The organism is Zeimonas sediminis (genome assembly GCF_023721795.1).
GTDB classification, from domain to species: Bacteria; Pseudomonadota; Gammaproteobacteria; order Burkholderiales; family Burkholderiaceae_E; genus Zeimonas; species Zeimonas sediminis.
This window is the reverse complement of sequence record NZ_JAMQYE010000001.1, coordinates 1974173-1999266: the sequence shown is the minus strand read 5'-3', so window position 1 is coordinate 1999266 and position 25094 is coordinate 1974173. Positions and strand designations below refer to the sequence as shown.

Below are 25094 nucleotides of genomic sequence, written 5' to 3'. Positions count from 1 at the left end.
GGATGAGCGCCCGCCGCGACCTGATCGCCGTGTTCGCCGACGCCCCGGCGCGCTCGCGCACCGCGCTGCTGGCGCTGCTGGCCGCGCTGCTGGTGCTGCCTCTCGCGCTCGACCGCTACCTGCTGTCGGTGATGATCCTGATCCTGTACTTCGCGTACGTGGGCCAGGCGTGGAACGTGATGATGGGCTTCTGCGGCCAGCTCTCGCTGGGCCACGCACTGTACGTCGGGCTGGGCGCCTACACCGCGGCCGCGCTGTACCAGCACTTCGGCGTGATTCCGTGGGTCGGCATGGTGGCCGCCGTGTTCGTGTGCGTGATCGCCGCCACGATCATCGGCTGGCTGGCCTTTCGCTTCGGCATTTCGGGCACCTATTTCGCGCTGCTCACGATCGCGTTCGCCGAGTTCACCCGGATCGGCTTCGACCACTTCGGCTGGGTCGGCGGCTCGGGCGGCTTCTTCCTGAAGGTGGTGCAGCAGGACCGCTTCGACCTGCTGAACCTGCGCGGCCATCCGCTGATGTTCTACTACCTGGCGCTGGCGCTCGCCGTGCTGGGCTTCGTGCTGTCGGCCTGGCTGCTGCGCGGCCGGCCGGGTTTCTATTTCCGCGCGATCCGCGACAACGAAGAGGCCGCGCGCGCGGCCGGCGTGAACACCTTCCGCTACAAGATGCTGGCGATCCAGGTGTCGGCCGGCATGACCGCGCTGGCCGGCGTGTTCTTCGCCTTCTTCTACAACAACCTGTTTCCCGAGCAGATCTTCAACATCGGCCGCTCGATCGAGATCATCCTGGCGCCGATCATTGGCGGGGTGGGCACGCTGTTCGGGCCGGTGCTCGGCGCCGCGGTGCTCACGCTGCTCTCCGAGGGGATCAACGAGGCGCTTGCCGCGTCGGGCCATGAGATCCCGGGCGCCAAGCAGATCCTGTACGGAATCGCGCTGGGCCTGGCGATCGTGTTCATGCCGCACGGGATCTGGCCGGGGATCGCGCGCCGGTTCGGCTTCGCGCGCAGCCGCGAGGATGTCGGCGAGGGCCGTGATGCTTGAGGTGGCCGCCGTTTCGAAGAGCTTCCGCGGCCTGCGCGCGGTGTCCGACGCCTCGCTGGAAGTGAAGCAGGGCGAGATCGTCGCGCTGATCGGCCCGAACGGCGCCGGCAAGACCACGCTGTTCAACCTTGTGGCCGGCGCGATGAAGCCCGACTCCGGAAGCATCCGCTTCCTGGGCGACGAGATCGCCGGCAGGCGCGCCGACGAGATCTGCGATGCCGGCATCGGCCGAACCTTCCAGCTGGTCAAGCCCTTCGCGGACATGACCGTGCTGGAGAACGCGATGGTCGGCGGCTTCCGCGGCACCGCCGACCGGCAGCTCGCGCGCGACCGGGCGGCGCGAGCGCTGGAGTCCCTCGACATGTGGGCCTTGCGCCACCGGCCTGCGTCCAGCCTCACGCTGCCCGACCGCAAGCGGCTCGAGGTCGCCCGCGCGCTGGCCACCGAGCCGAAGCTGTTGCTGCTCGACGAGGTGATGGCCGGCCTGCGACCGACCGAGACCGACCATATGGTCGCCGCCTTCCGGCGGCTGAACGCCGAGCACGGCGTCACGATCCTGCTGATCGAGCACGTGATGCGGGCGGTGATGGCGCTGGCGCAGCGGGTCTACGTGCTGCACCACGGCGAGATCATCGCGCAGGGCACGCCGCAGCAGGTGACCCGCGACCCGCGGGTGCTCGAGAGCTATCTCGGAACCGGGGCGGTGCACTGATGTCTCGGCGGGCCATCCCGATGACGCGCGGCTGGGCTGCGTGCGGAGCGACAGGCTGATGATGCTCGAGGTCCGCGACCTGTCGGTCTTCTACGGCGATGCTCAGGCGCTCGACCGGGTCAGCCTGAGCGTGGGGGGCGGCGAGATCGTGGCGCTGGTCGGCGCCAACGGCGCCGGCAAGACCTCGCTGATCCGCACCGTGGCCGGCATCCTGAAGCCGCGCGGCGGCACGATCGAGTTCGACGGCCAGCCGATCGGCGGCCTGGACAGCCACCGGGTCTGCGACCTGGGTGTCGGGCAGGTCGCCGAGGGACGGCAGGTCTTCCCGACGATGACGGTGCTCGACAACCTGCAGGTCGGCGGGCTGCTGCCGAGGGCCCGGGCGAAGGCGGGTGAGACGCTCGAGCGCGTCTTCTCGATGTTCCCCCGGCTGAAGGAGCGATCCGGCCAGCTGGCCGGCACGCTGTCCGGAGGCGAGCAGCAGATGCTCGCGATCGGCCGCTGCCTGATGGGCGCTCCGCGGCTGATCATGTTCGACGAGCCCTCGCTGGGGCTCGCCCCGGCCGTCGTGGGCGAGGTGCTGGACACGATCCGGCTGCTGCACGACGAGGGGATGACGATCCTGCTGGTGGAGCAGAACGTTGCGGCGTCGCTGCAGCTGGCCGACCGGGCCTACGTGCTGGAAAACGGGAGTATCGTTCTCGAGGGCAGCGGCGCGGAGCTGCTCGAGGATCCGCGCGTCCGGGAGGCCTACCTGGGGCTCTGAGAGCGGCGCCTCGCGCCGAGGCGTTAACATCGGCGCTCCGGCGGACGGGCCGATCCCCCGTCGCCGAAGCCCTTCGCGCTCGCTGATCGCCGGATGCGAAGGCAAGCGTTTCGTCGGCCGCGAGCGGTCTCCATGTTCCTGCGCTTCTCCGTCCTTCGTGTCCCTTCGACCGTGCGGTTCCGGCGCCCGCCTCGGGCTTCGACCGCGGTGCGCGCCCTGGCGGCGTGCATGCTTTTCGCCGCGGCCGGGCTGTCGTCGGGCGCCGCGCGCGCCGGCTGCGAGCCTGCGGGAGAGTCAGGCGTCGACCGGACGGACGCCGGCGCACGCTCGGAGGCCGCGGCCGCCGGGGCGCCTGCGCGCGCAGGCCACGACCGGCTGGTCGACCTGAGCGCCGAGCACCTGGTCGCTCCAGGCGACAGCCTGACCTCCGTTGGCGCCCGCCATGGCGTCGCGCCCAGGCGGATCGCCGAGGCGAACGGCCTGGATCCGGGCGCGTATCTTCGGGTCGGTCAGCGCCTTTTCGTCAGTTCTCGCCATCTCGCTCCGCTTGCCGGAGGCCTCGACGACGGTATCGTCATAAACCTGCCGCAGCGGATGGCCTTCCTTTTCCGCGGCGGGAGGCTCGAGCGCGGGTATCCGGTCGCGGTCGGGCGACCCGACTGGCCGACGCCGACCGGCGACTTCACCGTGAAGACCCGCGAGACCGACAAGACCTGGTACGTGCCGAAGTCGATCCAGGAGGAGATGCGCCGCGAGGGCAAGCCGGTGCTCACAGAGGTGCCGCCGGGGCCGGACAACCCGCTGGGCCGGCACTGGATCGGGTTGAGCCTGCCGGCGATCGGCATCCACGGGACGAACGCGCCGGCCAGCGTCTATGGTTTCCGCTCGCACGGCTGCATCAGGATGCAGCCGGACCACGTGGCGGAGCTGTTCGAGCGGGTCGCGGTCGGCGAGCGCGGGCGCATCGTCTACCAGCCGCTGCTGCTGGCGCGCGATGAAAAGGGGCGGATCTGGTTCGAGGCGAACCCCGACGTCTATCGCCGTGGCGCCGGCACCGTCGAGACGGTGCGCGCGATGGCCCGGGAAGAGGGCATCGCCGAGGATTCGGTAGACTGGGCCCTGGTCGCGGCGATGTTGCGCGACCGGGACGGCCAGGCCCGCCAGGTCGGCCGCGGCAGTATCGGAGGGAATAGATGATCGATGGAACCGCTTCGCGGCGCAGCATCCTGCGCGCCGGATTCAGGGGAATCGTCGCCGGCGCGGGACTCGCGGTGGCTGGCGCAGCGGCGGCTGCGCCGGGCAGGCCGGCCGGCGGGCCGGCGGCGGCGGCCGGCCCGGCCGTTTCGGGCGACCGGGTCGAGGAGCTCGCCCGGCTCGCCTTCGTCAACACGCACACCAGCGAGTCGCTGGACGTCGTCTACCGCGAAGGGCAGCGCTACCTGACCCGCGCGATGGCCCGCATCGACCACCTGCTGCGCGACCATCGCACCGGCGAGGTCCACCCGATCGACCCGGCCCTGCTCGACCAGCTCGACCGGCTCGCCGCGATGCTGGGCGCCGGCAGCGACCCGTATCACGTGATCTCCGGCTACCGCTCGCCGCGCAGCAATTCGATGCTGGCCGCTCGCAGCGGCGGCGTCGCGAAGAAGAGCCTGCACATGTCGGGCCGGGCGATCGACATCCGGATTCCCGGCGTGCCGCTGGCCCGGGTGCACGAAGCGGCGCTGGCGATGAAGGCCGGCGGCGTGGGCTACTACCCGAAGTCGGACTTCGTGCACCTGGACACGGGGCGCATCCGCAACTGGCGCGGCTGAATGCGCCGGCTCGGCCCGGCCGACGCGCTTCGCCAGCGCGTCGTCGCAGCCAGGCTCAGTCTTCGGAGAGCACCTTCCCGGGATTCATGATCCCGAGCGGGTCGAAGGCAGCCTTCAACCGGCGCATCAGCGCCTTCTCCACCGGCGACTTGTAGCGCGCGGCCTCGTCGCGGCGCAGCTGGCCCAGCCCGTGCTCGGCCGAGATCGAGCCGTTGGCGGCCGCCACCGCGTCGTGCACCATCAGGTTGATCGCCGGCTGCAGGCCCAGGAACCAGGCCTCGTGCTCGGTTCCGGTACGGCCGACCGGCGGCGACACGTTGTAGTGCAGGTTGCCGTCGCCCAGGTGGCCGAACACGACCATCCGGATGCCCGGGAAGGCCTTCTCGACCAGCGCGTTCGTTTCCTCGATGAAGCGGCCGATGTCGGAGATCGGCACAGAGATGTCGTGCTTGATGTTCTTGCCCTCGGCCGACTGCGCCTCGGAGATGAACTCGCGCAGCTTCCACATGGCCTGGCTCTGCGCCAGCGACTGCGCGACGACCGCATCCGTGACCACGCCGGCCTCGATCGCGGCCTCCATCAGCGACTCGAAGCCGGCGTTCGCGTGGGCCTCGCTCTCGCTGTCGGAGGTTTCCATCAGCACCACGTAGGGCGAGGCCTCGCGGAAGGGCTTCTGGCAGTCGGGGAAGTAGCGAGCGACCAGGTCAAGGCACAGGTCGGAGATCAGCTCGAAGGCGGTCAGCGACGAGCCGAGCTTGCCCTGCGCCATCTCGAGCAGCTTCAGCGCCGCGTGCGGGTCGGCCACCGCGGCGATCGCGGTGATCTGCGCGGCCGGTTGCGGGTAGAGCTTCATCGTGGCGGCGGTTATCACGCCCAGCGTGCCTTCGGAGCCGATGTACAGGTCGCGCAGGTCGTAGCCGGTGTTGTCCTTGCGCAGCCCGCGCAGGCCGTTCCAGACCTCGCCCTCGGCGGTGATCACTTCCAGCCCCAGGCACAGCTCGCGGGTGTTGCCGTAGCGCAGCACGCCGGTGCCGCCGGCGTTGGTCGACAGGTTGCCGCCGATCGTGCAGGAGCCGCCCGAGGGCAGGCTCAGCGGGAACAGGCGGCCTGCCGCCGCTGCGGCTTCGCGCACCGAGTCGAGCGTGCAGCCGGCCTCGACCGTGATCGAGTTGTTGACCGTGTCGATCGCACGCACCTTCGTGAGCTTCGCGAGCGAAAGCACGACCGCGCGGCCGGAGTCGTCGGGGGTGGCCGCTCCGGACATGCCGGTATTGCCGCCCTGCGGAACGATCGGCACTCGCCGCTCGGCGCACCAGCGCACGACGGCGGCCGCGTCTTCGACCGAGTCCGGCATCGCCACGGCCAGCGCGCGGCCGCGATAGCGGCGGCGCCAGTCGATCAGGAAGGGCTCCTGGTCGGTCGGGTCGGTGATCAGGCGGCCGGCAAAGCTTGCGCGCAGCGATTCGATGCTGGCGGCGGGCAGGGAAGGGGGCGGGGTCTTGTCCATCTGCGGAGTTTACCGCCGCCGGCCGTACGCTCGCCCGGGCGCCCTGGCGAGCGCACCGGTTCGAGCCGCTGCCCGATGCTCAGAGACCCGCGACGATCTCGTCGGCCGTTGCCAGCTTCGCGAAGAGCCCGTTGATGCCGGCCAGGAAGGACTCGTGCACCTGAGCGGCGGGAATCGTCTTGCCGTTCAGCACCAGGTTGCGGGTGGCGCAGGCGTCGTGCGCCAGCGTGCAGGCGTAGCCCAGGTCGAAGGCGGCCCGAACCGTGGAGTCGATGCACATGTGGGTCATCATGCCGGCGATCACCAGCTGGTCGGCGCCCACCGACTTCAGGTGCTCCTGCAGGTCGGTGCCGCGGAACGAGCTCGGCGTGTGCTTGACGATCTTCTTCTCGCCGGCCTGCGGCGTGACCGCGTCGTTGATCTCGGCGCCCTTCGTGTCGGGCAGGAAGAAGGTGGCGCCCGGCCGGGTGGAGATGTGCTGCACGTGGACCACCGGCAGGCCCTTGGCGCGGAAGGCGGCCAGCAGCTTCGCCGCGTTGGCGGCGGCCTCGGGGCTGCCTTCGAGCGGCATCGCGCCGCCGGGGAAGTAGTCGTTCTGGATGTCGACGATGACGAGGGCCTGGGTCATGCTGGGTGATCTCCGTTCGTGATTAGGGCGCGATCGGGCTCGCGCTTGCGCTTTCGCTGCGCGGGCTTCAGCGCATGCCGCCGGGCATCATGCCCTTCATGCCGCGCATCATCTTGGCCAGCCCGCCCTTCTGCATCTTCTTCATCATCGACTGCATCTGGTCGAACTGGCCGAGCAGGCGGTTGACTTCCTGAACCGGCACGCCGGCGCCGGCGGCGATGCGCCGCTTGCGGCTGGCCTTGATCAGGTCGGGCTTGGCGCGCTCGCCGGGCGTCATCGACGAGATGATCGCCTGCATCCGCTTGACCTGCTTCTCGGCCTTCGACATGTCGGCGCCGGCCGCGGCCTGCTGGAACTGGGCGGGCAGCTTGTCGAGCAGGCCGGTGAGCCCGCCCATGCGGCTCATCTGGCCGAGCTGGGTCGCGAAGTCGTTCAGGTCGAAGCGGTTGCCCGCCTTCAGCTTGGCAGCGAGCTTCTGCGCCTCCTCCTGGTCGACCGCCTTGTGCGCCTCCTCGACCAGCGACACGATGTCGCCCATGCCGAGGATGCGGTTGGCCATGCGCTCCGGGTGGAAGGCCTCGAGCCCGGTGAGCTTCTCGCCGACGCCGGCGAACTTGATCGGCGCGCCGGTCACCGCCCTGACCGACAGCGCCGCGCCGCCGCGCGAGTCGCCGTCGAGCTTGGTCAGCACCACGCCGGTCAGCGGCAGCACGTCGCGGAAGGCCTTGGCGGTGTTGACCGCGTCCTGGCCCTGCATCGCGTCGACGACGAACAGGGTCTCCGACGGCTGAAGCTTGCCGTGCAGCTCGGCGATCTCGCGCATCATCTGCTCGTCGATCGCCAGCCGGCCGGCGGTGTCGACCAGCAGCACGTCGTGGTAGTGGGTGCGGGCCCACTGCAGCGCGGCAGTCGCGATGTCGACCGGCTTCTGGTCGGCGGTGGACGGGAAGAAGTCGGCGCCGGCCTGCTCGGTGACCGTGCGCAGCTGCTCGATGGCGGCCGGGCGGTACACGTCGCAGGAGACGGTGAGCACCTTTTTCTTCCTGTTCTCCCTGAGCCACTTGGCCAGCTTGCCGACCGTGGTGGTCTTGCCGGCGCCCTGCAGGCCGGCCATCAGCACGATCGCGGGCGGACGCACCGACAGGTCGAGCTCGGCCGCCTGGCCGCCCATGATCGCGGTCAGTTCGCGGTGCACCACGCCGACCAGCGCCTGCCCCGGCGTGAGGCTGCCGACCACTTCCTGGCCGAGCGCCTTTTCCTTGATGCGGGCGATCAGGTCGCGAACGACCGGCAGCGCCACGTCGGCCTCGAGCAGGGCCACGCGGATCTCGCGCAGCATCTCCTGCGTATTGGCCTCGGTCAGGCGAGCCTCGCCGCGAAGCGTCTTGACGACCTTCGACAGCCGTTGCGACAGATTTTCGAGCATGGCCTTGGAGTAAACTGGATTCGTGCCGATTCTACTGGTTATCGTCCACCTGCTTCCGGCGGCCTTCTACCTGGCCGCGTGGCGCGCTTCGGGCGCGCCCGGCCGCGGCGCCGACCTGCTGCTCGCGCTGGGGCTGATCGCCCACGCCGCGTCCCTGTACCACGAGGTGCTGGGCAGCGGCTGGCGCTTCGGCTTCGCGCCGATCCTGTCGGCCACGCTCTGGATCGGCGTCATCATCCTGTGGCTCGAAGGCCTGCAGGTGAAGGTGCAGGCGCTGCGCAGGGTGGTGCTGCCGGTGGCGGCCGCGGCCTCGATGCTGCCGCTGCTGTTCCCGGGCGCCGACATCAGCGCGCAGGCGGCGCGCCCGCTGTTCGTGCCGCACCTGATCGTCGGCACGCTGGCCTACGGGGTGCTGGCGCTGGCCGCGTTGCACGCGATGCTGATGACCGCCACCGAGAAGGCGCTGCACGGCGGTGCGGGGCCTGCGCCCGACAGCGCCTTCGGCCGCTTCCTCGAGGAATTGCCGCCGCTTCTGGTGCTCGAGCGGATCCTGTTCCGCTTCATCGCGGTCGGCTTCGTGTTCCTCACGCTCACCGCGGCCAGCGGCGTGCTGTTCTCCGAGGAAGTCTTCGGCCGGCCCTTCGTGGCCGACCACAAGACCGTGTTCTCGGTGATCGCCTGGGCGGTGTTCGGCGTGCTGCTGGTCGGCCGCCGGCTGCGCGGCTGGCGCGGCCGCACCGCGCTGCGCCTCACGCTGGCCGGTTTCGCGCTGCTGCTGCTGGCTTACGTCGGCAGCCGCTTCGTGCTCGAAGTCGTGCTCGGAAGGCGCTGATTCCGCATGGGCAAGCTGCTGTTCTGGGTCGTCGTGATCGCGGTGGGCTGGGGCGTCTGGTCGCTGGTCCGCGTGTCGCAGCGCAAGAGCGAGCAGGCCAGGCAGGCGGCCGCCAGGCGCGGGCCCGAGAAGATCGTCGCGTGCGCGCACTGCGGCGTGCACCTGCCCGCGTCGGAGGCGGTGCGGGGCGACGGCGAAGACTACTGCTGCGCCGAGCATCGCGATGCAGGTCCGCGCTGACGAGGCGCATGCGTTGAGCCTCGCGCCGCCCCCGGCGGCGGCCCCCGACTCCCAATGGCTGGCGCTGCGCTGGATGGCGGCGAGCCGGCTCGCGGTCGCGCTGGCGCTGGCCATGCTGCTGTCGCTTGAAGCGATCCGGCCGGGGCCGGAGTGGTTCACCGACCCCAGGCTGTTCGCCTGGGCGTCCGGTCTCTACCTGGCGGCGGCGCTCGTCTACCTGGTGGCGATCGGGCCGCTGCGCCCGCGCTTCCAGCCGCAACTCGTCGCGCACGTGCTGACCGACCTGGCGGCGCTGGTCGCGATGCTGCACGCGGCGGGCGGCCTGCGCGCTGGCTTCGGCGTGCTGGTGGTCGCTGCGGTCACCGCGGGCGCGGTGCTGTCGACCCGGCGGATGGCCGCATTCTTCGCGGCGGCGGCGTCGCTGATGCTGCTCGGCGAGTCGGTGCTCGCCTGGCTGACCAGCGACGGCGGCCAGTCGGTGCTGCCGATGATGGCGGGCCTGACCGGCGCGGCCTGCTTCGTGACCGCGATGCTGGTCAACTGGCTGGCCACGCAGCTGCGGCGGCAGGAAGAGATCGCCCGCGAGCGCGGCGAGGACCTGCGCAACCAGTTCGCGGTCACGCAGCGAGTGGTCGCCGAGCTGGAGCAGGGCGTGCTGGTCATCGCGCCCGACGGACGGGTGCGGGCGATGAATCCGGCGGCGCGCGAGCTTCTGGGCGCGGCGCAAGCGGCCGACGCCGACGACTTGCCCGGGCTGGCCACGGTCGCCAGGGCTTGCGCGCAGTGGCGCGAGGCCGGCGGCCGGACCGGCGAGCGCCGCGAGTTGCTGCTGCCCGCGCGTCATGGCGCGGACGGGCGCGTCATGCTCCGCTTCATCGCCACGCCCGGCGGCGACAGCGTGCTGATGCTCGAGGACCTGCGCCGCGCCGAGGAGCGCGCGCAGCAGCTGAAGCTCGCGGCCATGGGCCGGCTGTCGGCGTCGATCGCGCACGAGATCCGCAATCCGCTCGGCGCGATCCGCCACGCCAACGCGTTGCTCGCCGAGCGTCTCGGGAGCGCCGCCGAGAAGCGGCTCGCCGGGATCATCGAGGACAACACGGTCCGCATCGACCGGGTGATCACCGACGTGCTGTCGGTGTCGCGGCGCGAGCGCCCGGGCGACGAGACCGTGGACATGCGCCCCTTCCTGTCGGCGTTCGCCGAGGAGTTCACCGGCCAGGCGGGCCTGCCGCGCGACCGGGTCTCGATCGAGCTGGCAAGCGAGCGGCCGATGCGCTTCGACTCCAATCACCTGAGGCAGGTGCTGGTGAACCTGGTCGGCAACGCGTTGCGCTACGCCTCGGGCGAGCCCGGATCGGTGCGTGTTTCGTGGCGGGAGCGCGGCCCGCATCGACTAGAATTGCGTGTCTCCGACGACGGTCCCGGACTCTCCCCCGAGATGCAGCAGCAGGCGTTCGAACCCTTCTTCACGACCGAGGCCCGGGGCACCGGCCTGGGCCTGTACCTGACCCGCGAACTGTGCGTTGCCAACGGGGCGACGATCCGTTACGAGCCGCCCTTCGGCGATCGCCGCGGCGCCTTCGTGGTCGAGCCGCGCGTCGAAGATGCCTGAGGCCGGTCGTCGCATGTCCTCGTCCGAGCCCGTGCAGTCCCGATCCGCGTCAGGCGCGCCGGCCGCGCGTTCGCGCGTGCCGCGAGTGCTGGTCGTAGACGACGAGGCCGACCTGCGCGAGCTGCTCGAGCTGACGCTGGTCGGCATGGGGCTCGACGTGGACTGCGCCTCCGATCTCGCAGGTGCGCTGGCCCTGCTCGAGGGCCACGACTACGACCTGTGCCTCACCGACATGCGGCTGCCCGACGGTGACGGACTTCAGCTCGTCGCGGCGATCTCGCGGCGCGAGGTTCAGCCGCCTGTCGCGGTGATCACCGCCTACGGCAGCACCGAGAACGCGATCGCCGCGCTGAAGGCTGGCGCCTTCGACTACCTGGCCAAGCCGGTCGCGCTCGACGCGCTGCGCGCGCTGGTGCGCTCGGCGATCGCGCTGCCCGCCGGCGGCGAGGCGGGTGCCGCGCAGGCCGCGGGCGCTGTGGCGCCGTCGACACGCCGGCTGATCGGCGATTCGCCGGCCATGGCCGAGGTGCGCGCGCAGATCCTGCGGCTGGCCCGCAGCATGGCGCCGGTGGCGATCACCGGCGAGTCGGGCACCGGCAAGGAACTCGCCGCGCGGCTGATCCACGAGTCCGGCCCGCGCGCCGCCCGGCCCTTCGTGGCGGTGAACTGCGGCGCGATTCCCGAAACCCTGATGGAGTCCGAGTTCTTCGGCCATCGCAAGGGCGCGTTCACCGGTGCCGACCAGGAGCGCGACGGCTTCTTCCAGGCGGCGAGCGGCGGCACGCTGTTCCTCGACGAGGTCGCCGACCTGCCGCTCGCGATGCAGGTCAAGCTGCTGCGCGCGATCCAGGAGAAGCGGGTGCGCAAGGTCGGCGCCACGGTCGAGGAGCCGGTCGACGTGCGCATCGTCAGCGCCACGCACCAGGATCTCGCGCAGTGCGTGGCCGCCGGCCGCTTCAGGCAGGACCTCTACTACCGGCTCAACGTGATCGAGCTGAAGCTGCCGCCGCTGCGCGAGCGAAGCGAGGACATCCCGGCGCTGGCCGACGCGGCGCTCGAGGGGCTCGCGCGCAGGGCCGGCATCTCGCCGGCGCCCCGGCTCTCTTCGGTCACGCTGCGCTACCTGCAGAGCTATGCCTTCCCGGGCAACGTGCGGGAACTCGAGAACGTGCTCGAGCGCGCGCTCGCCTTCTCCAACGGCGAAGTGATCAACGTCGAGGATCTCGGCCTGCGGCCGGCGGTTTCGGAGCTTGCCGAGAACGAGCGCGCCGAGGGCGCCGAGACGACGGCCGGCGGCGCGCCGCCGGCTGCCGCGCCGGGCGCGGGCGCCCTTCACGGCGTCCACGGTGGTGTGGCCGGCCCGCTTGCCGGCGTACCCGGTTCGCAGGGCGGCACGGCCTCGGCCGGCGAGCGCCGCGTCGTGCGCCTGTCGGAAGACGGCATCCCGGACTCGCTGCCCGACTACCTCGACCAGGTCGAGCGCGACGCGATCCTGTGCGCGCTCGACAAGACCCGGCACAACCGCACCGCGGCCGCGAAGCTGCTCGGCATCACCTTCCGCGCGCTGCGCTACCGGATGCAGCGGCTCGGCCTGAGCTAGCGTGGCCGCACGCCGGGGCGCGCGAGCGAAGCCGCTGCGCGGGGCGCGCAGGGCGGGCCGCAGGCCGGGTGGGTGGGCGGGCGGCCGCGCTGGCGACTGGGCCCGCGGCGGCTGGCTCGGCGAGGCCCGGCATGTGCCGTCTCCCAATCACGACGAGCGCCCGCCCGGCACCGCGGTCGATCTGCTGGTGGTGCACCACATCAGCCTGCCGCCCGGCCGGTTTCGGGGCGATGCGATCGAGCGGCTGTTCACGAACCGGCTCGACCCCGATGCCCATCCGGCCTTCGCGCCGCTTCGCGACCTTCGCGTGTCGTCGCACTTCCTGATCCGGCGCAGCGGCGAGCTGCTGCAGTTCGTCGGCGCCGACCTGCGCGCCTGGCACGCGGGCGTCTCATGCTTCGAGGGGCGCGATCGCTGCAACGACTTCTCGATCGGCGTCGAGTTGGAAGGCGACGGCACGCACCGCTTCACCGCGCGGCAGTACCGGGCGTTGCGGCGGCTGGTCGCGCGGCTGCGCGAGCGCTACCCCCTGCGCTGGATCGCCGGGCACGAGCACGTGGCGCCGGGCCGCAAGGAGGATCCGGGGCCGTTCTTCGACTGGCGCCGGCTCGCGCGCGCGCCGGAGGCGCGCGGGCTGGTCGCGCCGCTCGCGATCGCGAGCGCGGGGGGTGCGCTGGGCGCGCCGCGCGAGCGCGCCCGGTTCGCGCGGGTTTCCGCGTGATATCGGCCGGCATCGCGCGCCGGCACTGGCTTTCGGGTTCTCGATCCAGCAATCGCGCGGCCTCGAGCGAAGCGTCCCTGTCGCCGGTGAGGCGATGTCGAATCCGGACTTGATCCCCGCCCCGATCGGCCACTAGAATTAGCGCCAACAGAACCCCGGGGCACCATATCTAGTGCCGGTGGATCCGGGGCGCCATCTGCATTTTTCCACCAGTTTTCGCAAGTCTCCCGCCGCGCCGCGGGAGCGTTTCGTCATTCATCGCGGAGGATCACGCATGCAAAGGGTCGCCGAACGCTCGCCCTCGACCCAAGGGCTTCCCCACTCCGTCGGCGCCGCGGACAGCGATGCGCGCCCGGCTTCGTCCGGCGCCTGGGCCGACTACAAGGTCATCCGCCGCAACGGCTCGGTCGTCGGCTTCGAGCCGTCGAAGATCTCGATCGCGGTGACCAAGGCCTTCCTCGCGGTCAATGGCGGGCAGGGCGCGGCCTCGGCGCGTGTGCGCGAGCTGGTCGAGCGGCTCACCGAGGGTGTGGTGGCGGCGCTCACCCGCGGCAAGGCGGGCGGCGCGACCTTCCACATCGAGGACATCCAGGACCACGTCGAGCTCGCGCTGATGCGCTCGGGCGAGCACGAGGTGGCCCGCGCCTACGTGCTGTACCGTGAGCGCCGCGCCCAGGAGCGCGCCGCGCAGGCGAAGGCGCGCGCCGAGGATTCGGCGCAGCCGGTGCTGCACGTGGTCGACGGCGACAAGCGCATGCCCCTGGACATGGCCGCGCTGCGCGCGCTGGTCGAGTCGGCCTGCGTCGGGCTGGGCGAGTTCGTCAGCCCCGACGCGGTGCTGAACGAGACGGTGCGCAACCTGTACGACGGCGTGCCGCTCGAGGAGGTCCACAAGTCGGCGATCCTGTCGGCGCGCGCGCTGATCGAGAAGGACCCGGCCTACAGCCAGGTCACCGCGCGGCTGCTGCTGCACACGGTGCGCCGCGAGGTGCTCGGCGAAGAGGTGTCGCAGGCCGACATGGCCACCCGCTACGCCGAGTACTTCCCGCTGTTCGTCAAGCGCGGCGTCGAGGCCGAGCTGCTCGACGACAAGCTGCTGCAGTTCGACCTGGCCCGCCTGGGCCGCGCGCTCGACGCCGAGCGCGACCTGAAGTTCGGCTACTTGGGCCTGCAGACCCTGTACGACCGCTACTTCCTGCACGTCGACGAGCAGCGCATCGAGCTGCCGCAGGCCTTCTTCATGCGCGTGGCGATGGGCCTGGCGCTGAACGAGATCGACCGCGAGGCGCGCGCGATCGAGTTCTACGAGCTGCTGTCGACCTTCGACTTCATGAGCTCCACGCCCACGCTGTTCAACTCGGGCACGCAGCGCTCGCAGCTGTCCTCCTGCTACCTGACCACGGTGTCCGACGACCTCGACGGCATCTACGAGGCGATCAAGGAGAACGCGCTGCTGGCCAAGTTCGCCGGCGGCCTGGGCAACGACTGGACCCCGGTGCGCGCGCTGGGCTCGCACATCAAGGGCACCAACGGCAAGAGCCAGGGCGTCGTGCCCTTCCTCAAGGTGGTCAACGACACCGCGGTCGCGGTCAACCAGGGCGGCAAGCGCAAGGGCGCGGTCTGCGCGTATCTCGAGACCTGGCACCTGGACATCGAGGAGTTCCTCGAGCTGCGCAAGAACACCGGCGACGACCGCCGCCGCACCCACGACATGAACACGGCGAACTGGATTCCCGACCTGTTCATGAAGCGGGTGGCCGAGAACGGCGAGTGGACGCTGTTCTCGCCGTCCGACTGCCCCGACCTGCACGACCTGTACGGCAAGGCCTTCGAGGAGGCCTACCTGCGCTACGAGCAGAAGGCCGCCAGCGGCGAGCTGAAGCTGTTCCGCAAGATCCCCGCGATGCAGCTGTGGCGCAAGATGCTCTCGATGCTGTTCGAGACCGGGCACCCCTGGATCACGTTCAAGGACCCGTGCAACCTGCGCTCGCCGCAGCAGCACGTGGGCGTCGTGCACAGCTCCAACCTGTGCACCGAGATCACGCTGAACACCAGCGACACCGAGATCGCGGTCTGCAACCTTGGCTCGGTGAACCTGGTCGCGCACATGGTCGAGCGCGACGGCACCTGGCAGCTCGATCACGACAAGCTGCACCGCACGGTCCGCACGGCCATGCGCATGCTCGACAACGTCATCGACATCAACTACTACGCGGTCGGCAAGGCGCGCAATTCCAACCTGCGCCATCGTCCGGTGGGCATGGGCATCATGGGCTTCCAGGACTGCCTGCACCTGATGCGCACGCCGTTCGCGAGCGCCGAGGCGGTCGAGTTCGCCGACCGCTCGATGGAGGCGGTCTGCTACCACGCCTACTGGGCGTCGACCGAGCTGGCCGAGGAGCGCGGCCGCTACCCGAGCTTCCGCGGCTCGCTGTGGGACCAGGGCATCCTGCCGCAGGACACGCTGAAGCTGCTGGCCGAGCAGCGCGGCGGCTACGTCGAGGTCGACATGTCCGAGTCGCTCGACTGGGGCGCGCTGCGCGAGCGGATTCGCGCCCACGGCATGCGCAACTCGAACTGCATCGCGATCGCGCCGACCGCCACGATCTCCAACATCATCGGCGTGTCGGCCTGCATCGAGCCGACCTTCCAGAACCTGTACGTGAAGTCGAACCTGTCGGGCGAGTTCACCGTGGTCAACGACTACCTGGTGCGCGACCTCAAGCGCCTGGGCCTGTGGGACGAGGTGATGATCGCCGACCTGAAGTTCTTCGACGGCTCGCTGTCGAAGATCGACCGGGTGCCGGCCGAGCTGCGCGCGATCTACGCGACCGCGTTCGAGGTCGACCCGAGCTGGCTGGTCGAGTGCGCCTCGCGCCGCCAGAAGTGGATCGACCAGGCGCAGTCGCTGAACATCTACATGGCGGGCGCGTCGGGCAAGAAGCTGCACGACACCTACATGCTGGCCTGGCTGCGCGGCCTGAAGACCACCTACTACCTGCGCACGCTCGGCGCGACCAGCGCCGAGAAGTCGACGACCGACAAGATCGGCCAGCTCAACGCGGTGTCGGCCGACGGCGCGATGAACGCAGGCTTCAGCTACGGCGCAGGCGCCGCGAGTGCGATGGGCGGCGGCGCGTCGTCGATGCAGTCCGCGATGCAGCCGGCGATGGCCGAGGAGCCGATCGCGCCGAAGTTCTGCGCGCTCGACGATCCGGAATGCGAAGCCTGCCAGTGAGGCTTTCGCGCGGACGGGCGCACGCCTTGCGCCCGTCCGCGGCGAACGACGCGCGGCCGCGTCGCGTGGCGAATCTGTTGCGTCCATCACCACAGGTCGCCCGTTCGTCAAGTGCCATCGTGCAAATGCGTTGCGTGCAGTACACGCGCGCCGTAAGATTCCGCTTGTGAATAACGGTGGAATCTCGCGGCAGTACAAGAAGTTAAATCGAAGTATTGAAGCGAGACCTCAGATGCTTTCCTGGGACGATCCGATTCCTGCCTCGCCGGCCCGGCCGGCGCCCGCCCAGTCGCCGATGCCAGCGCTTCAGCCGGTCGGCGCCGGCTCCGCTTCGGCGCCGGCGATGCCGCAGCCCGCGGCTCGCGCCACCCCCGACCAGTTCGCCGTGCCCGCCCCGCCGCAGGTCGAGGGCCGCGCCCACAGCGGCTCTCAGGTCGCGCAGAGCGACCGGCGCGTGCGCGTCGAGGACAAGCGGATCATCAACGGCGGCGCCGACGTCAATCAGCTGGTTCCGTTCAAGTACAAGTGGGCCTGGGAGAAGTACCTGGCCACCTGCGCGAACCACTGGATGCCGCAGGAAATCAACATGAGCCGCGACATCGCGCTCTGGAAGAACCCGAACGGCCTGACCGAGGACGAGCGTCGCCTGGTCAAGCGCAACCTGGGCTTCTTCGTGACCGCCGATTCGCTGGCTGCGAACAACATCGTGCTGGGCACCTATCGCCACATCACGGCTCCCGAGTGCCGGCAGTTCCTGCTGCGCCAGGCCTTCGAGGAAGCGATCCACACGCACGCCTACCAGTACATCGTGGAGTCGCTCGGTCTCGACGAAGGCGAGATCTTCAACGCGTACCACGAGGTCAAGTCGATCCGCGACAAGGACGAGTTCCTGATCCCGTTCATCGACACGCTGACCGACCCGAACTTCACCACCGGCACGCCGGAGAACGACCAGGCGCTGCTGAAGTCGCTGATCGTGTTCGCCTGCCTGATGGAAGGCCTGTTCTTCTACGTCGGCTTCGTGCAGATCCTCGCGCTGGGCCGGCAGAACAAGATGACCGGCGCTGCCGAGCAGTACCAGTACATCCTTCGCGACGAGTCGATGCACTGCAACTTCGGCATCGACCTGATCAACCAGATCAAGCTCGAGAACCCGCACCTCTGGACGCCGCAGTTCCGCGACGAGGTCCGCGGCCTGTTCATGCGGGCGGTAGAGCTCGAGTACGCATACGCGGAAGACACGATGCCGCGCGGCGTGCTCGGGCTGAACGCCTCGATGTTCAAGAGCTACCTGCGGTTCATCGCGAACCGCCGTGCGCAGCAGATCGGACTCGATCCGCTGTTCCCCCAGGAAGAGAACCCCTTCCCGTGGATGAGCGAGATGATCGACCTGAAGAAGGAACGCAACTTCTTCGAGACCCGGGTCATCGAGTACCAGACCGGCGGGGCGCTCAGCTGGGATTGAAAACCGTGGCCTCGCCCGCGGCAACGCGGGCTTCGCGGCTTGCACAGGATCCGAATTGAGGTCGTACCGCAGCACGAGGCAAGGCGAAGCAGCACAGAAGTCGCGACCCCCGGCGGTCGCGGGGACTGCTTCCCCCTGCGGATCGACTTCGACGAAGGCGTCGCGCCCTGGTGGCCGGCGCCTTTTTTGCGCCGAATTCATTAGCGTAGGAGCCATCGCGCGAAGGCCGCGCGATCTTGCGCCGATGAATGGCCCGTATCGATGGGCGCCTGCGGGCGTCCCGATAGGGGTCTCCGTTACCGCAACATCCACGCAAGGAGATCCGTGATGGCAACCGCCAAGAAGCCCGCGAAGAAAGCCGCGGCGAAGAAGCCTGCGGCCAAGAAGGCCGCCGCCAAGAAGCCCGCCGTGAAGAAGGCCGCGGTCGCAGCGAAGAAACCCGCCGCGAAGAAGCCGGCGGCCAAGAAGCCCGCGGCGAAGAAGCCGGCGGTGAAGAAGGCCGCTGCGAAGAAGCCGGCGGCGAAGAAGGCTGCCGCCAAGAAGCCGGCCGCCAAGAAGGTCGCGGTGAAGAAGCCTGCGGCGAAGAAGGTCGCGGCGAAGAAGCCGGCCGCCAAGAAGGTCGCGGCGAAGAAGCCTGCGGCGAAGAAGGCTGCTGCGAAGAAGCCGGCCGCCAAGAAGGCCGCTGCGAAGACGCCGGCTGCGAAGAAGGCTGCTGCGAAGAAGCCTGCTGCCAAGAAGGCCGCTGCGAAGAAGCCTGCTGCCAAGAAGCCTGCGGCGAAGAAGGCCGCCGCGAAGCCTGCCGCCAAGAAGCCTGCGGCCCAGCAGGCGGCTGCGCCGAAGCCGCTGAATCCGGCTGCGGCCTGGCCTTTTCCGACCGGCAACCGTCCCTGACGGCATCAGCGGGCCGGGCCATCCGGTCCGCGTGCCCTTCCCCCGGCGCTCACGGCCCGCGAGAGCGGGTCGGGGCCCCGGGGCTTTGTGCGAGAATCGTCCGAACCCCCGGATGATTCCCCATGCACCAAGCGCTCTGGCTCTTGCTCGAAACGCTAGGCAGCCTGCTCGCAACGGCCTGCCTGCTCCGCGCCTACATGAACCGCGTCGGTCTCGGCGCGCGCAATCCCGTCGGCCAGTTCGTCGTCGCGATCACCGACTGGCTGGTCCGGCCGCTGCGACGCGTCGTGCCCTCGGGTCGCACGACCGACTGGGCCAGCATCGTCGGGGGCTTCCTGGTGTCGCTGGTCCTCGCGCTGGTCTTCGTGGCGATCTTCGGCGGCGGCCGCTTTCCGGCGCCCGGCGCGGTGCTGCTGCTCGCGCTGTTCTGGCTGGTCAAGTGGTCGCTGTGGCTGCTGACCGCGCTGGTGCTGCTTCAGGCGGTGCTCTCGTGGGTCAACCCCTACGCGCCGATCGCGCCGACCATCGCCGCGCTGACCCAGCCCTTTCTCGCACCGATTCGCCGCATCGTGCCGCTGGTCGGCGGCGTCGACCTGTCGCCGCTGGTGCTGATCCTGCTGGTCCAGGTCCTTCTCACCCTGCTGCAGTCGCTGCTGCCGGGGATGATGGCCTTCGCCCGCTGATCACCAGGGGCGCTTGCCCCACAGCGACTCGTAGCGCGCCGCGATCGCCTCGCGATCCACCGGGTGGTTCTGCGCGCCCTGGTGCCCGATCTTCAGCGCGCCCATCAGCGAGCCCAGCCGCGCCGCGTCCAGCCACGACCAGCCGGCCGACAGGCCGTACAGCAGGCCGCCGCGATAGGCGTCGCCGCAGCCGGTCGGATCGACCGGGTCCGACACCGCGACCGCCTCGACCAGTTGCCGGCGCCCGGCCTGGTAGAGGACCGATCCCTCGGCGCCCCGGGTCACGATCAGCGCCTGCACCCGCGACGCGATCTCCTCCTCCGACCACCCGGTGCGCTCGGTGAGCAAGCCGGCCTCGTAGTCGTTGACCGCGACCGCCGAGGCCTCCTCGACGAACTCGCGCAGCTCGGCGCCGTCGAACATCGGCAGCCCCTGGCCCGGGTCGAACAGCCAGGGCACCCCGGCCTTCGAGAATTCGCGCGCGTGCGACAGCATCGCGTCGCGACCGTTCGGGGCGACGATGCCCCAGGCGGCCCCCGCTGCCGCGGCTTCGCTTGCCGAGACCCGGTGCGCCTCGCCCATCGCGCCCGGGTGGAAGGCGGTGATCTGGTTGTCGGACAGGTCGGTGGTGATGAAGGCCTGCGCGGTGAACAGGTCGTCGCACCGGAGCATCGGGCCGGTGTCCGCGCCCAGCCCGGCGAGCCGTTCGACGCACGGGCCTCCGTCGTGGCCGATCGCGGCCAGCACGACCGCCTCGCCGCCGAGGCCCTGCAGGTTGTACGCGATGTTGGCCGCGCAGCCGCCGAACTCGCGCTTGAGCCGCGGGGTCAGGAAGGCCACGTTCAGCATGTGGACGCGGTCGGGCAGGATGTGGTCGGCGAAGCGGCCTTCGAAGACCATGATCGTGTCGTAGGCGACCGAGCCGCTGATCAGCACGCGACGGGACATCGGGACTCCTGTTCGTTGGTCGGGAAGGTGGCGCTCATCGATAGAAGAGGACCACCGAGTAGCCGGCCGGCTGGATGTCGTCGGCCTCGAGCGCCAGCCGGATCGGTCGCTCGGAGCGCGGCCGCAGCCCGGCGTCGACCGAAGCGGCGTTCAGGTAGTCGGCCGGGTCGATCGCCTTGCGCACGAGCACGCGGTTGGCCGGGTCGGTCAGCGTCAGCAGCATCGACGGCCAGCGCACCGGATGCGAGGCGTCGTTGCGAAGCAGCGCCGACACCGAGAACACGCCCGCGCGGCCGGCGGCCTGCAGCTCGAAGGACTCGATCGCCAGCGAGTCGAGCGCGCGGGGCAGGCGGATCTCGAGCCCCAGCGGGGCGCCGATCGCCGCGATCGCCGGCTCGAACACCGGAAAGCGGGCCGCCAGCCAGTCGCGGTTGGCCAGTACGGCCTGCAGCAGCAGGGCGCCCACCAGCGTGCCCGCCGCCAGCAGCTTCCATCCGCCGTTACGGCCGATGAAGCCGCGGCGCTGGCGCTCGGCGGCGAAATAGTCGATCGCCGACTCGCCGTCTTCCCAGGCCTCGATCTCCCGGGCGACCGCCTCGAGCTCCTCTGCCAGTCGCCGGTCGTCGTCGAGCAGCGTCGATGCGGGCGGCGCGGCCGGCCCGGCCGGCTTGTCCGGTTCCTGCCGGGCGCGCGGCGTGCGGAAGATGTTGGCCGGCGCGGTGCCCAGCCATTCGTCCGACACCGTGTTCGGGGACTCGCCCGGCGTGTCGGTGTCCTGCGCAGACGTCAGCCCGGATCCGGCGGCGTGGGTCGCTTCGAGGTCGCCGGCGCTGTCACCGTGGCCGTCGGCGCCGTCGGCGCCGTCGCCGTGGTCGCCGGCACCGTCGCCGTGGTCGGTGCGCCAGGGTGCATAGTCCTCCGCGCCTGCGTCGGCGAGCCCTTCGGCTTCGTCGAAGCGCCGATCCGTCCCGGCGACGCGAGTTTCCGTGTCTTCGATGTGCGGGGCCGTCTCGTCGACGCGAGGCAGCGTTTCCCCGAAGGGCTGCGTCGTCTCCCCGAGGCGCTGCGTGGCCTCCTCGAAGGGACGGGGGGTATCGCCGAAGCGCTGCGTCGTGTCGTCGCGGGACCGGGACGTCGCCTCGGCGATGCCGAAGGGCGGCGGTTCGGACTCGGCGCTGGCCGCTTCGGGTGGAAGGAAGTCCTCGCCCGTCGGCGGAGCGGGCATGTCCGGACGCATTCCGGCGGCCGGGCCGGAGTCGGGCAGCAGGCGGACGGCGGCCGAACCGGAGGAAGGCGAGGGCGGCGCGACGGCGGCAGGCGGCCCGGCGGCCGTCGCCTGGCCGGCGCCGCCGGCAGAGGCCTGCTCCTGCTCGAGCCGGCGCAGGTTGTCGAGACCGGAGAACACGTTGCGGCAGCGCCCGCAGCGCACCAGGCCGCGGCGCAGCTTCAGCTGGTCCGCGACGACGCGGAAGCTGGTGCTGCAGTTCGGGCAGGTGGTGACCAGGGTCATCGGATCGGCTCGTTGCGCGGCCCGCCTTGCTCGCGCGTCGCGGGCGCCGCGGCGCGGTTCGCGCCGATCATGCGCGCGCCCGGCCGGCCAGGCAGGTCCAGCCGTCGATCGAGCGCCAGGCCCGCAGGTCCACCGAAGGGTAGCAGGCGGCGATCTCTTCGGCCTGCCGGTCGAGCAGGCCGGCCAGGACCAGCCAGCCGCCGGGCCTGACCAGCGAGGCCAGCAGCGGGGCCAGGATCCGCAGCGGGTTGGCGAGGATGTTCGCGACGACGACGTCGGCCGGCTCGGGCGGCGCGCCGCCCGGCTCGCGCGCCTCGACTTCGACCCGGTTGTTGGCGGCATTGTCGCGGGTGCTCTCGACCGCCTGCGGATCGATGTCGATCGCCACCACCCGTCCGGCGCCGAGCCGGGCTGCGGCGATCGCCAGGATGCCCGAGCCGCAGCCGTAGTCGATGACGGTGGCGCCGGGCGCGAGGTTCGCGTCCAGCCACTCCAGGCACATCCGGGTGGTCGGATGGCTGCCGGTGCCGAAGGCGAGGCCCGGATCGAGCACGATCGGCACCCGGTCGCCGGCCGCGGCGATGCTGCCGGCGGCCAGCGGCTGGCCCGCCTCGCCGCGCGTCGCGGTGGCCGCCGGCGAGTCGGTGGCGGACGATTCGCCGGGCGACTCGCTCCCGGCGGCACGCAGCGTGTCGGGAAGATGCCAGGAGGGCGTGATCCAGAGCCGGTTGCCGACCGGGATCGGCTCGAACTGCGACTGCGTCTGCCGGACCCAGTCGAGCTCCGGTACCGGCCGCAGTGCGTGGCGGGTCGGCTCGGGCCTGCCGCAGAGCGCCGCGGCCTCGGCGATGAGCCGCCGCGGGTCCACGTCGGGGCCGATCATCGCGGCGAGCCGGGTGCGGGTCCAGCCCGGCGCCGGCGCGGGCTCGCCCGGCTCGCCGAAGATCGCCTGCTCGTCGGGCGAGCCGTCGTCGGCGTCCTCGGCCTGCACCGAGACCGCGCCGCACTCGAGCAGCGCGTCGGACCAGGCCTCGACCTCGTCCTGGCCGACGACGAAGATGAGCTCGGTCCACATGTCGGCGCGCTCCGGGTCAGCCCTTGCGCTGGGCCAGCCGGTTCTCGAGGTAGTGGATCGAGGTGCCGCCCGCCACGAAGTTCGCGTCGGCGAGCAACTCGCGGTGCAGCGCCAGGTTGGTCTGGATCCCCTCGACCGCCATCTCGGACAGCGCGATCCGCATCCGGCGTATCGCCTGCTCGCGGGTGTCGCCGCGGGCCAGCACCTTGGCGATCATCGAGTCGTAGTGCGGCGGCACGAAGTAGTTCGCGTAGGCGTGCGAGTCCACCCGGATCCCCGGGCCGCCGGGCGGGTGCCAGGCGGTGATCTTGCCGGGCGACGGCGTGAACCGGTAGGGGTCCTCGGCGTTGATCCGGCACTCGATCGCGTGGCCGGTCAGCACGATGTCGCGCTGCTTGAAGCGCAGCTTCTCGCCGGCCGCGATCCGGATCTGCTCCTGGACGATGTCGATGCCGGTGATCAGCTCGGTGACCGGATGCTCGACCTGCACCCGGGTGTTCATCTCGATGAAGTAGAACTCGTTGTTCTCGTACAGGAACTCGAAGGTTCCGGCGCCGCGGTAGCCGATCTTGCGGCAGGCCTCGGCGCAGCGCGCGCCGATCCGGTCGAGCAGCCGGCGGCTGATGCCCGGCGCGGGCGCTTCCTCGATGATCTTCTGGTGCCGGCGCTGCATCGAGCAGTCGCGCTCGCCCAGGTGCACCGCGTTGCGGAAGCTGTCGGCCAGCACCTGGATCTCGACGTGCCTCGGGTTCTCGAGGAACTTCTCCATGTAGACCGACGGATTGCCGAATGCGGCCTGCGCCTCGCTGCGGGTCATCGTGACCGCGTTGAGCAGCGCCGCCTCGGTGTGCACGACCCGCATGCCGCGGCCGCCGCCGCCGCCGGCCGCCTTGATGATCACCGGATAGCCGACCGCGCGCGCGATCTTCAGGATCTCCTTCGGATCGTCGGGCAGCGCGCCTTCGGAGCCGGGCACGCAGGGCACGCCCGCCTTCTTCATCGCGTCCTTGGCCGAGACCTTGTCGCCCATCATCCGGATCGAGTCCGGACGGGGGCCGATGAACACGAAGCCGCTCTTCTCGACCCGCTCGGCGAAGTCCGCGTTCTCGGACAGGAAACCGTAGCCCGGGTGGATCGCCTCGGCGTCGGTGACCTCGGCCGCGCTGATGATCGCCGGGATGTTCAGGTAGCTGTCGCGCGAGGCGGGCGGGCCGATGCAGACCGACTCGTCGGCCAGCTTGACGTACTTCGCCTCGGTGTCGGCCTGCGAGTGGACGACCACCGTCTTGATGCCCAGCTCGCGGCAGGCCCGCTGGATCCGCAGCGCGATCTCGCCGCGGTTGGCGATCAGGATCTTCTCGAACATGTCACGCGATCACGAAGAGCGGCTGGCCGAACTCGACCGGCGACCCGTTCTCGACGAGGATCTCGCGGATCGTGCCGCTGGCGTCGGCCTCGATCTCGTTCATCAGCTTCATCGCCTCGATGATGCACAGCGTGTCGCCTTCCTTGACCTGGCTGCCCACCGAAACGAAGGGCTCGGCGCCGGGCTGGCCGGACCGGTAGAAGGTGCCGACCATCGGCGACTTGACCACGTGCCCGGCCGGCGCGGCGGGTTCGGCGGCTGTGGCGGCCACCGGCGCCGCGGAGGCCGCGGCGGGTGCGGCCATGGCCACCGGCATCGCGGCGGGAGCCGGCGCGAAGGCCTGCACCGGCGGCGCCTTGACGATCCTCACCTTGCCTTCGCCCTCGGTGATCTCCAGTTCGGAGATGCCGGATTCGGCGACCAGGTCGATCAGGGTCTTCAGCTTTCTCAGGTCCATCGTTTCCTGCCTTCCGGGCGGCGCATCGGCCGCCTCGTGGTATGAATCTTTGAAGTGGGTGGCGCCGGGCCTCGTGCCGCCCTGCGGCGGGTCAGCCCCGGTCGCGAGCCATCGATTCGATCGCGTAGTCGAGCGCGAGCCGGTAGCCGGTCGGGCCGAGCCCCGCGATCACCCCGACCGCCAGGTCGGAGAAGTAGGAGTGGTGCCGGAAAGGTTCCCGTCGGTGAATGTTCGACAGGTGAACCTCGACGAAGGGCACCGCCACGGCGGCGAGCGCATCGCGGATCGCGACGCTGGTGTGGGTGAAGGCCGCCGGATTGATCACGACGAAATCGACTCCGGCCGCGCGGGCCGACTGGATCCGGTCGACCAGCGCGCCCTCGTGGTTCGACTGGAAGCTCTCGACCTTGACGCTCCGATCGCGGCCGTATCTTTCGAGATCTTCGTCGATCTGCGCGAGGGTCGTCGATCCGTACACGCCCGGTTCACGGGTGCCGAGAAGGTTCAGGTTCGGGCCGTGAAGGATCCAGATCAGTTTCGACATCAAGTGAGGGCGC

General features: G+C 70.6%; 23 protein-coding genes. 14 read left to right on the top strand and 9 right to left on the bottom strand.

The genetic code is table 11. The features are described 5' to 3' along the window. Positions 1 to 2 precede the first annotated feature (2 nt). The 5 genes from M6I34_RS09325 (at position 3) to mepK (ending at position 4338) form a co-directional block, all read left to right on the top strand. The gene (locus tag M6I34_RS09325) at positions 3 to 1046 is read left to right on the top strand and encodes a branched-chain amino acid ABC transporter permease (RefSeq protein ID WP_272485417.1); all 1044 of its coding nucleotides are present in this window, start codon (positions 3 to 5) and stop codon (positions 1044 to 1046) included. Beyond that, a complete protein-coding gene (locus M6I34_RS09320; protein WP_272485416.1) occupies positions 1039 to 1758 on the top strand; it encodes an ABC transporter ATP-binding protein in 720 nt (239 codons plus the stop codon). The genes M6I34_RS09325 and M6I34_RS09320 overlap by 8 nt, the downstream gene beginning before the upstream one ends. A gap of 58 nt (positions 1759 to 1816) precedes the next feature. Continuing rightward, a complete protein-coding gene (locus M6I34_RS09315; protein ID WP_336254497.1) occupies positions 1817 to 2524 on the top strand; it encodes an ABC transporter ATP-binding protein in 708 nt (235 codons plus the stop codon). Positions 2525 to 2752: 228 nt separating this feature from the next. After that, positions 2753 to 3721: a L,D-transpeptidase family protein gene (locus tag M6I34_RS09310; protein ID WP_272485415.1), complete on the top strand. Its 969-nt coding sequence runs from the start codon at positions 2753 to 2755 to the stop codon at positions 3719 to 3721. Next, the gene (gene mepK / locus M6I34_RS09305) at positions 3718 to 4338 is read left to right on the top strand and encodes a peptidoglycan L,D-endopeptidase MepK (protein WP_272485414.1); all 621 of its coding nucleotides are present in this window, start codon (positions 3718 to 3720) and stop codon (positions 4336 to 4338) included. The genes M6I34_RS09310 and mepK overlap by 4 nt, the downstream gene beginning before the upstream one ends. Positions 4339 to 4393: 55 nt before the next feature. Here mepK and M6I34_RS09300 read toward each other — a convergent pair whose 3' ends face one another. The 3 genes from M6I34_RS09300 to ffh form a co-directional block, all read right to left on the bottom strand. Next, complete coding sequence (locus tag M6I34_RS09300) at positions 4394 to 5845, bottom strand: FAD-binding oxidoreductase (RefSeq protein WP_272485413.1); 1452 nt, start codon at positions 5843 to 5845, stop codon at positions 4394 to 4396. Positions 5846 to 5924: 79 nt separating this feature from the next. Beyond that, positions 5925 to 6473 carry a cysteine hydrolase family protein gene (locus tag M6I34_RS09295; RefSeq protein WP_272485412.1) on the bottom strand — a complete coding sequence of 183 codons (549 nt, stop codon included), beginning with the start codon at positions 6471 to 6473 and terminating at the stop codon, positions 5925 to 5927. A gap of 67 nt (positions 6474 to 6540) precedes the next feature. Next, positions 6541 to 7899, bottom strand: a complete 1359-nt coding sequence (gene ffh, locus M6I34_RS09290; RefSeq protein ID WP_272485411.1) for a signal recognition particle protein — start codon at positions 7897 to 7899, stop codon at positions 6541 to 6543. A gap of 22 nt (positions 7900 to 7921) precedes the next feature. Here ffh and M6I34_RS09285 point away from each other — a divergent pair, with 22 nt between their 5' ends. The 9 genes from M6I34_RS09285 to M6I34_RS09245 all read left to right on the top strand — a co-directional run bounded on the left by M6I34_RS09285 (position 7922) and on the right by M6I34_RS09245 (position 19181). Then, positions 7922 to 8731: a cytochrome C assembly family protein gene (locus M6I34_RS09285; RefSeq protein WP_272485410.1), complete on the top strand. Its 810-nt coding sequence runs from the start codon at positions 7922 to 7924 to the stop codon at positions 8729 to 8731. Between the two features lie 6 nt (positions 8732 to 8737). Further along, positions 8738 to 8971 (top strand): PP0621 family protein, encoded by a 234-nt coding sequence (locus M6I34_RS09280; protein ID WP_272485409.1) that lies wholly within the window; start codon positions 8738 to 8740, stop codon positions 8969 to 8971. After that, complete coding sequence (locus M6I34_RS09275) at positions 8955 to 10583, top strand: sensor histidine kinase (RefSeq protein WP_272485408.1); 1629 nt, start codon at positions 8955 to 8957, stop codon at positions 10581 to 10583. The genes M6I34_RS09280 and M6I34_RS09275 overlap by 17 nt, the downstream gene beginning before the upstream one ends. 13 nt (positions 10584 to 10596) lie before the next feature. Continuing rightward, the gene (locus tag M6I34_RS09270; protein ID WP_418953505.1) at positions 10597 to 12183 is read left to right on the top strand and encodes a sigma-54-dependent transcriptional regulator; all 1587 of its coding nucleotides are present in this window, start codon (positions 10597 to 10599) and stop codon (positions 12181 to 12183) included. A gap of 34 nt (positions 12184 to 12217) precedes the next feature. Continuing rightward, positions 12218 to 12904, top strand: coding sequence for a 1,6-anhydro-N-acetylmuramyl-L-alanine amidase AmpD (ampD, locus tag M6I34_RS09265; protein ID WP_272486642.1), 687 nt, complete (start codon positions 12218 to 12220; stop codon positions 12902 to 12904). 274 nt (positions 12905 to 13178) lie between these two features. Next, positions 13179 to 16142, top strand: a complete 2964-nt coding sequence (locus M6I34_RS09260; RefSeq protein WP_272485406.1) for a ribonucleoside-diphosphate reductase subunit alpha — start codon at positions 13179 to 13181, stop codon at positions 16140 to 16142. A 232-nt stretch (positions 16143 to 16374) separates the two neighbouring features. Next, the gene (locus M6I34_RS09255) at positions 16375 to 17607 is read left to right on the top strand and encodes a ribonucleotide-diphosphate reductase subunit beta (protein WP_272485405.1); all 1233 of its coding nucleotides are present in this window, start codon (positions 16375 to 16377) and stop codon (positions 17605 to 17607) included. A 327-nt stretch (positions 17608 to 17934) separates the two neighbouring features. Further along, positions 17935 to 18498, top strand: coding sequence for a histone H1-like DNA-binding protein (locus tag M6I34_RS09250; RefSeq protein ID WP_272485404.1), 564 nt, complete (start codon positions 17935 to 17937; stop codon positions 18496 to 18498). A gap of 122 nt (positions 18499 to 18620) precedes the next feature. Then, entirely contained in the window at positions 18621 to 19181 is a 561-nt protein-coding gene (locus tag M6I34_RS09245) for a YggT family protein (RefSeq protein ID WP_272485403.1), read from the top strand. Here M6I34_RS09245 and M6I34_RS09240 read toward each other — a convergent pair whose 3' ends face one another. The 6 genes from M6I34_RS09240 to aroQ form a co-directional block, all read right to left on the bottom strand. Next, positions 19182 to 20129, bottom strand: a complete 948-nt coding sequence (locus M6I34_RS09240; protein WP_272485402.1) for a carbohydrate kinase family protein — start codon at positions 20127 to 20129, stop codon at positions 19182 to 19184. Between the two features lie 34 nt (positions 20130 to 20163). Beyond that, positions 20164 to 21639, bottom strand: a complete 1476-nt coding sequence (locus M6I34_RS09235) for a DUF3426 domain-containing protein (RefSeq protein ID WP_272485401.1) — start codon at positions 21637 to 21639, stop codon at positions 20164 to 20166. Positions 21640 to 21706: 67 nt separating this feature from the next. After that, positions 21707 to 22714, bottom strand: coding sequence for a 50S ribosomal protein L11 methyltransferase (locus tag M6I34_RS09230; RefSeq protein WP_272485400.1), 1008 nt, complete (start codon positions 22712 to 22714; stop codon positions 21707 to 21709). A 16-nt stretch (positions 22715 to 22730) separates the two neighbouring features. After that, the gene (accC, locus tag M6I34_RS09225; protein ID WP_272485399.1) at positions 22731 to 24080 is read right to left on the bottom strand and encodes an acetyl-CoA carboxylase biotin carboxylase subunit; all 1350 of its coding nucleotides are present in this window, start codon (positions 24078 to 24080) and stop codon (positions 22731 to 22733) included. A 1-nt stretch (position 24081) separates the two neighbouring features. Beyond that, positions 24082 to 24537: an acetyl-CoA carboxylase biotin carboxyl carrier protein gene (gene accB, locus M6I34_RS09220; RefSeq protein ID WP_272485398.1), complete on the bottom strand. Its 456-nt coding sequence runs from the start codon at positions 24535 to 24537 to the stop codon at positions 24082 to 24084. Between the two features lie 91 nt (positions 24538 to 24628). After that, a complete protein-coding gene (gene aroQ, locus M6I34_RS09215) occupies positions 24629 to 25081 on the bottom strand; it encodes a type II 3-dehydroquinate dehydratase (protein WP_272485397.1) in 453 nt (150 codons plus the stop codon). Between the last annotated feature and the right edge of the window lie 13 nt (positions 25082 to 25094).

Excerpts from the sequence above, each read along its gene's own strand:
- M6I34_RS09325 (WP_272485417.1), top strand. The coding sequence starts at position 3 with ATGAGCGCCCGCCGCGACCTGATCGCCGTGTTCGCCGACGCCCCGGCG.
- M6I34_RS09320 (WP_272485416.1), top strand. The coding sequence starts at position 1,039 with ATGCTTGAGGTGGCCGCCGTTTCGAAGAGCTTCCGCGGCCTGCGCGCG.
- M6I34_RS09315 (WP_336254497.1), top strand. The coding sequence starts at position 1,817 with ATGATGCTCGAGGTCCGCGACCTGTCGGTCTTCTACGGCGATGCTCAG.
- M6I34_RS09310 (WP_272485415.1), top strand. The coding sequence starts at position 2,753 with ATGCTTTTCGCCGCGGCCGGGCTGTCGTCGGGCGCCGCGCGCGCCGGC.
- mepK (WP_272485414.1), top strand. The coding sequence starts at position 3,718 with ATGATCGATGGAACCGCTTCGCGGCGCAGCATCCTGCGCGCCGGATTC.
- M6I34_RS09300 (WP_272485413.1), bottom strand. The coding sequence starts at position 5,845 with ATGGACAAGACCCCGCCCCCTTCCCTGCCCGCCGCCAGCATCGAATCG.
- M6I34_RS09295 (WP_272485412.1), bottom strand. The coding sequence starts at position 6,473 with ATGACCCAGGCCCTCGTCATCGTCGACATCCAGAACGACTACTTCCCC.
- ffh (WP_272485411.1), bottom strand. The coding sequence starts at position 7,899 with ATGCTCGAAAATCTGTCGCAACGGCTGTCGAAGGTCGTCAAGACGCTT.
- M6I34_RS09280 (WP_272485409.1), top strand. The coding sequence starts at position 8,738 with ATGGGCAAGCTGCTGTTCTGGGTCGTCGTGATCGCGGTGGGCTGGGGC.
- M6I34_RS09275 (WP_272485408.1), top strand. The coding sequence starts at position 8,955 with ATGCAGGTCCGCGCTGACGAGGCGCATGCGTTGAGCCTCGCGCCGCCC.
- M6I34_RS09270 (WP_418953505.1), top strand. The coding sequence starts at position 10,597 with ATGTCCTCGTCCGAGCCCGTGCAGTCCCGATCCGCGTCAGGCGCGCCG.
- M6I34_RS09260 (WP_272485406.1), top strand. The coding sequence starts at position 13,179 with ATGCAAAGGGTCGCCGAACGCTCGCCCTCGACCCAAGGGCTTCCCCAC.
- M6I34_RS09255 (WP_272485405.1), top strand. The coding sequence starts at position 16,375 with ATGCTTTCCTGGGACGATCCGATTCCTGCCTCGCCGGCCCGGCCGGCG.
- M6I34_RS09250 (WP_272485404.1), top strand. The coding sequence starts at position 17,935 with ATGGCAACCGCCAAGAAGCCCGCGAAGAAAGCCGCGGCGAAGAAGCCT.
- M6I34_RS09245 (WP_272485403.1), top strand. The coding sequence starts at position 18,621 with ATGCACCAAGCGCTCTGGCTCTTGCTCGAAACGCTAGGCAGCCTGCTC.
- M6I34_RS09240 (WP_272485402.1), bottom strand. The coding sequence starts at position 20,129 with ATGTCCCGTCGCGTGCTGATCAGCGGCTCGGTCGCCTACGACACGATC.
- M6I34_RS09235 (WP_272485401.1), bottom strand. The coding sequence starts at position 21,639 with ATGACCCTGGTCACCACCTGCCCGAACTGCAGCACCAGCTTCCGCGTC.
- M6I34_RS09230 (WP_272485400.1), bottom strand. The coding sequence starts at position 22,714 with ATGTGGACCGAGCTCATCTTCGTCGTCGGCCAGGACGAGGTCGAGGCC.
- accC (WP_272485399.1), bottom strand. The coding sequence starts at position 24,080 with ATGTTCGAGAAGATCCTGATCGCCAACCGCGGCGAGATCGCGCTGCGG.
- accB (WP_272485398.1), bottom strand. The coding sequence starts at position 24,537 with ATGGACCTGAGAAAGCTGAAGACCCTGATCGACCTGGTCGCCGAATCC.
- aroQ (WP_272485397.1), bottom strand. The coding sequence starts at position 25,081 with ATGTCGAAACTGATCTGGATCCTTCACGGCCCGAACCTGAACCTTCTC.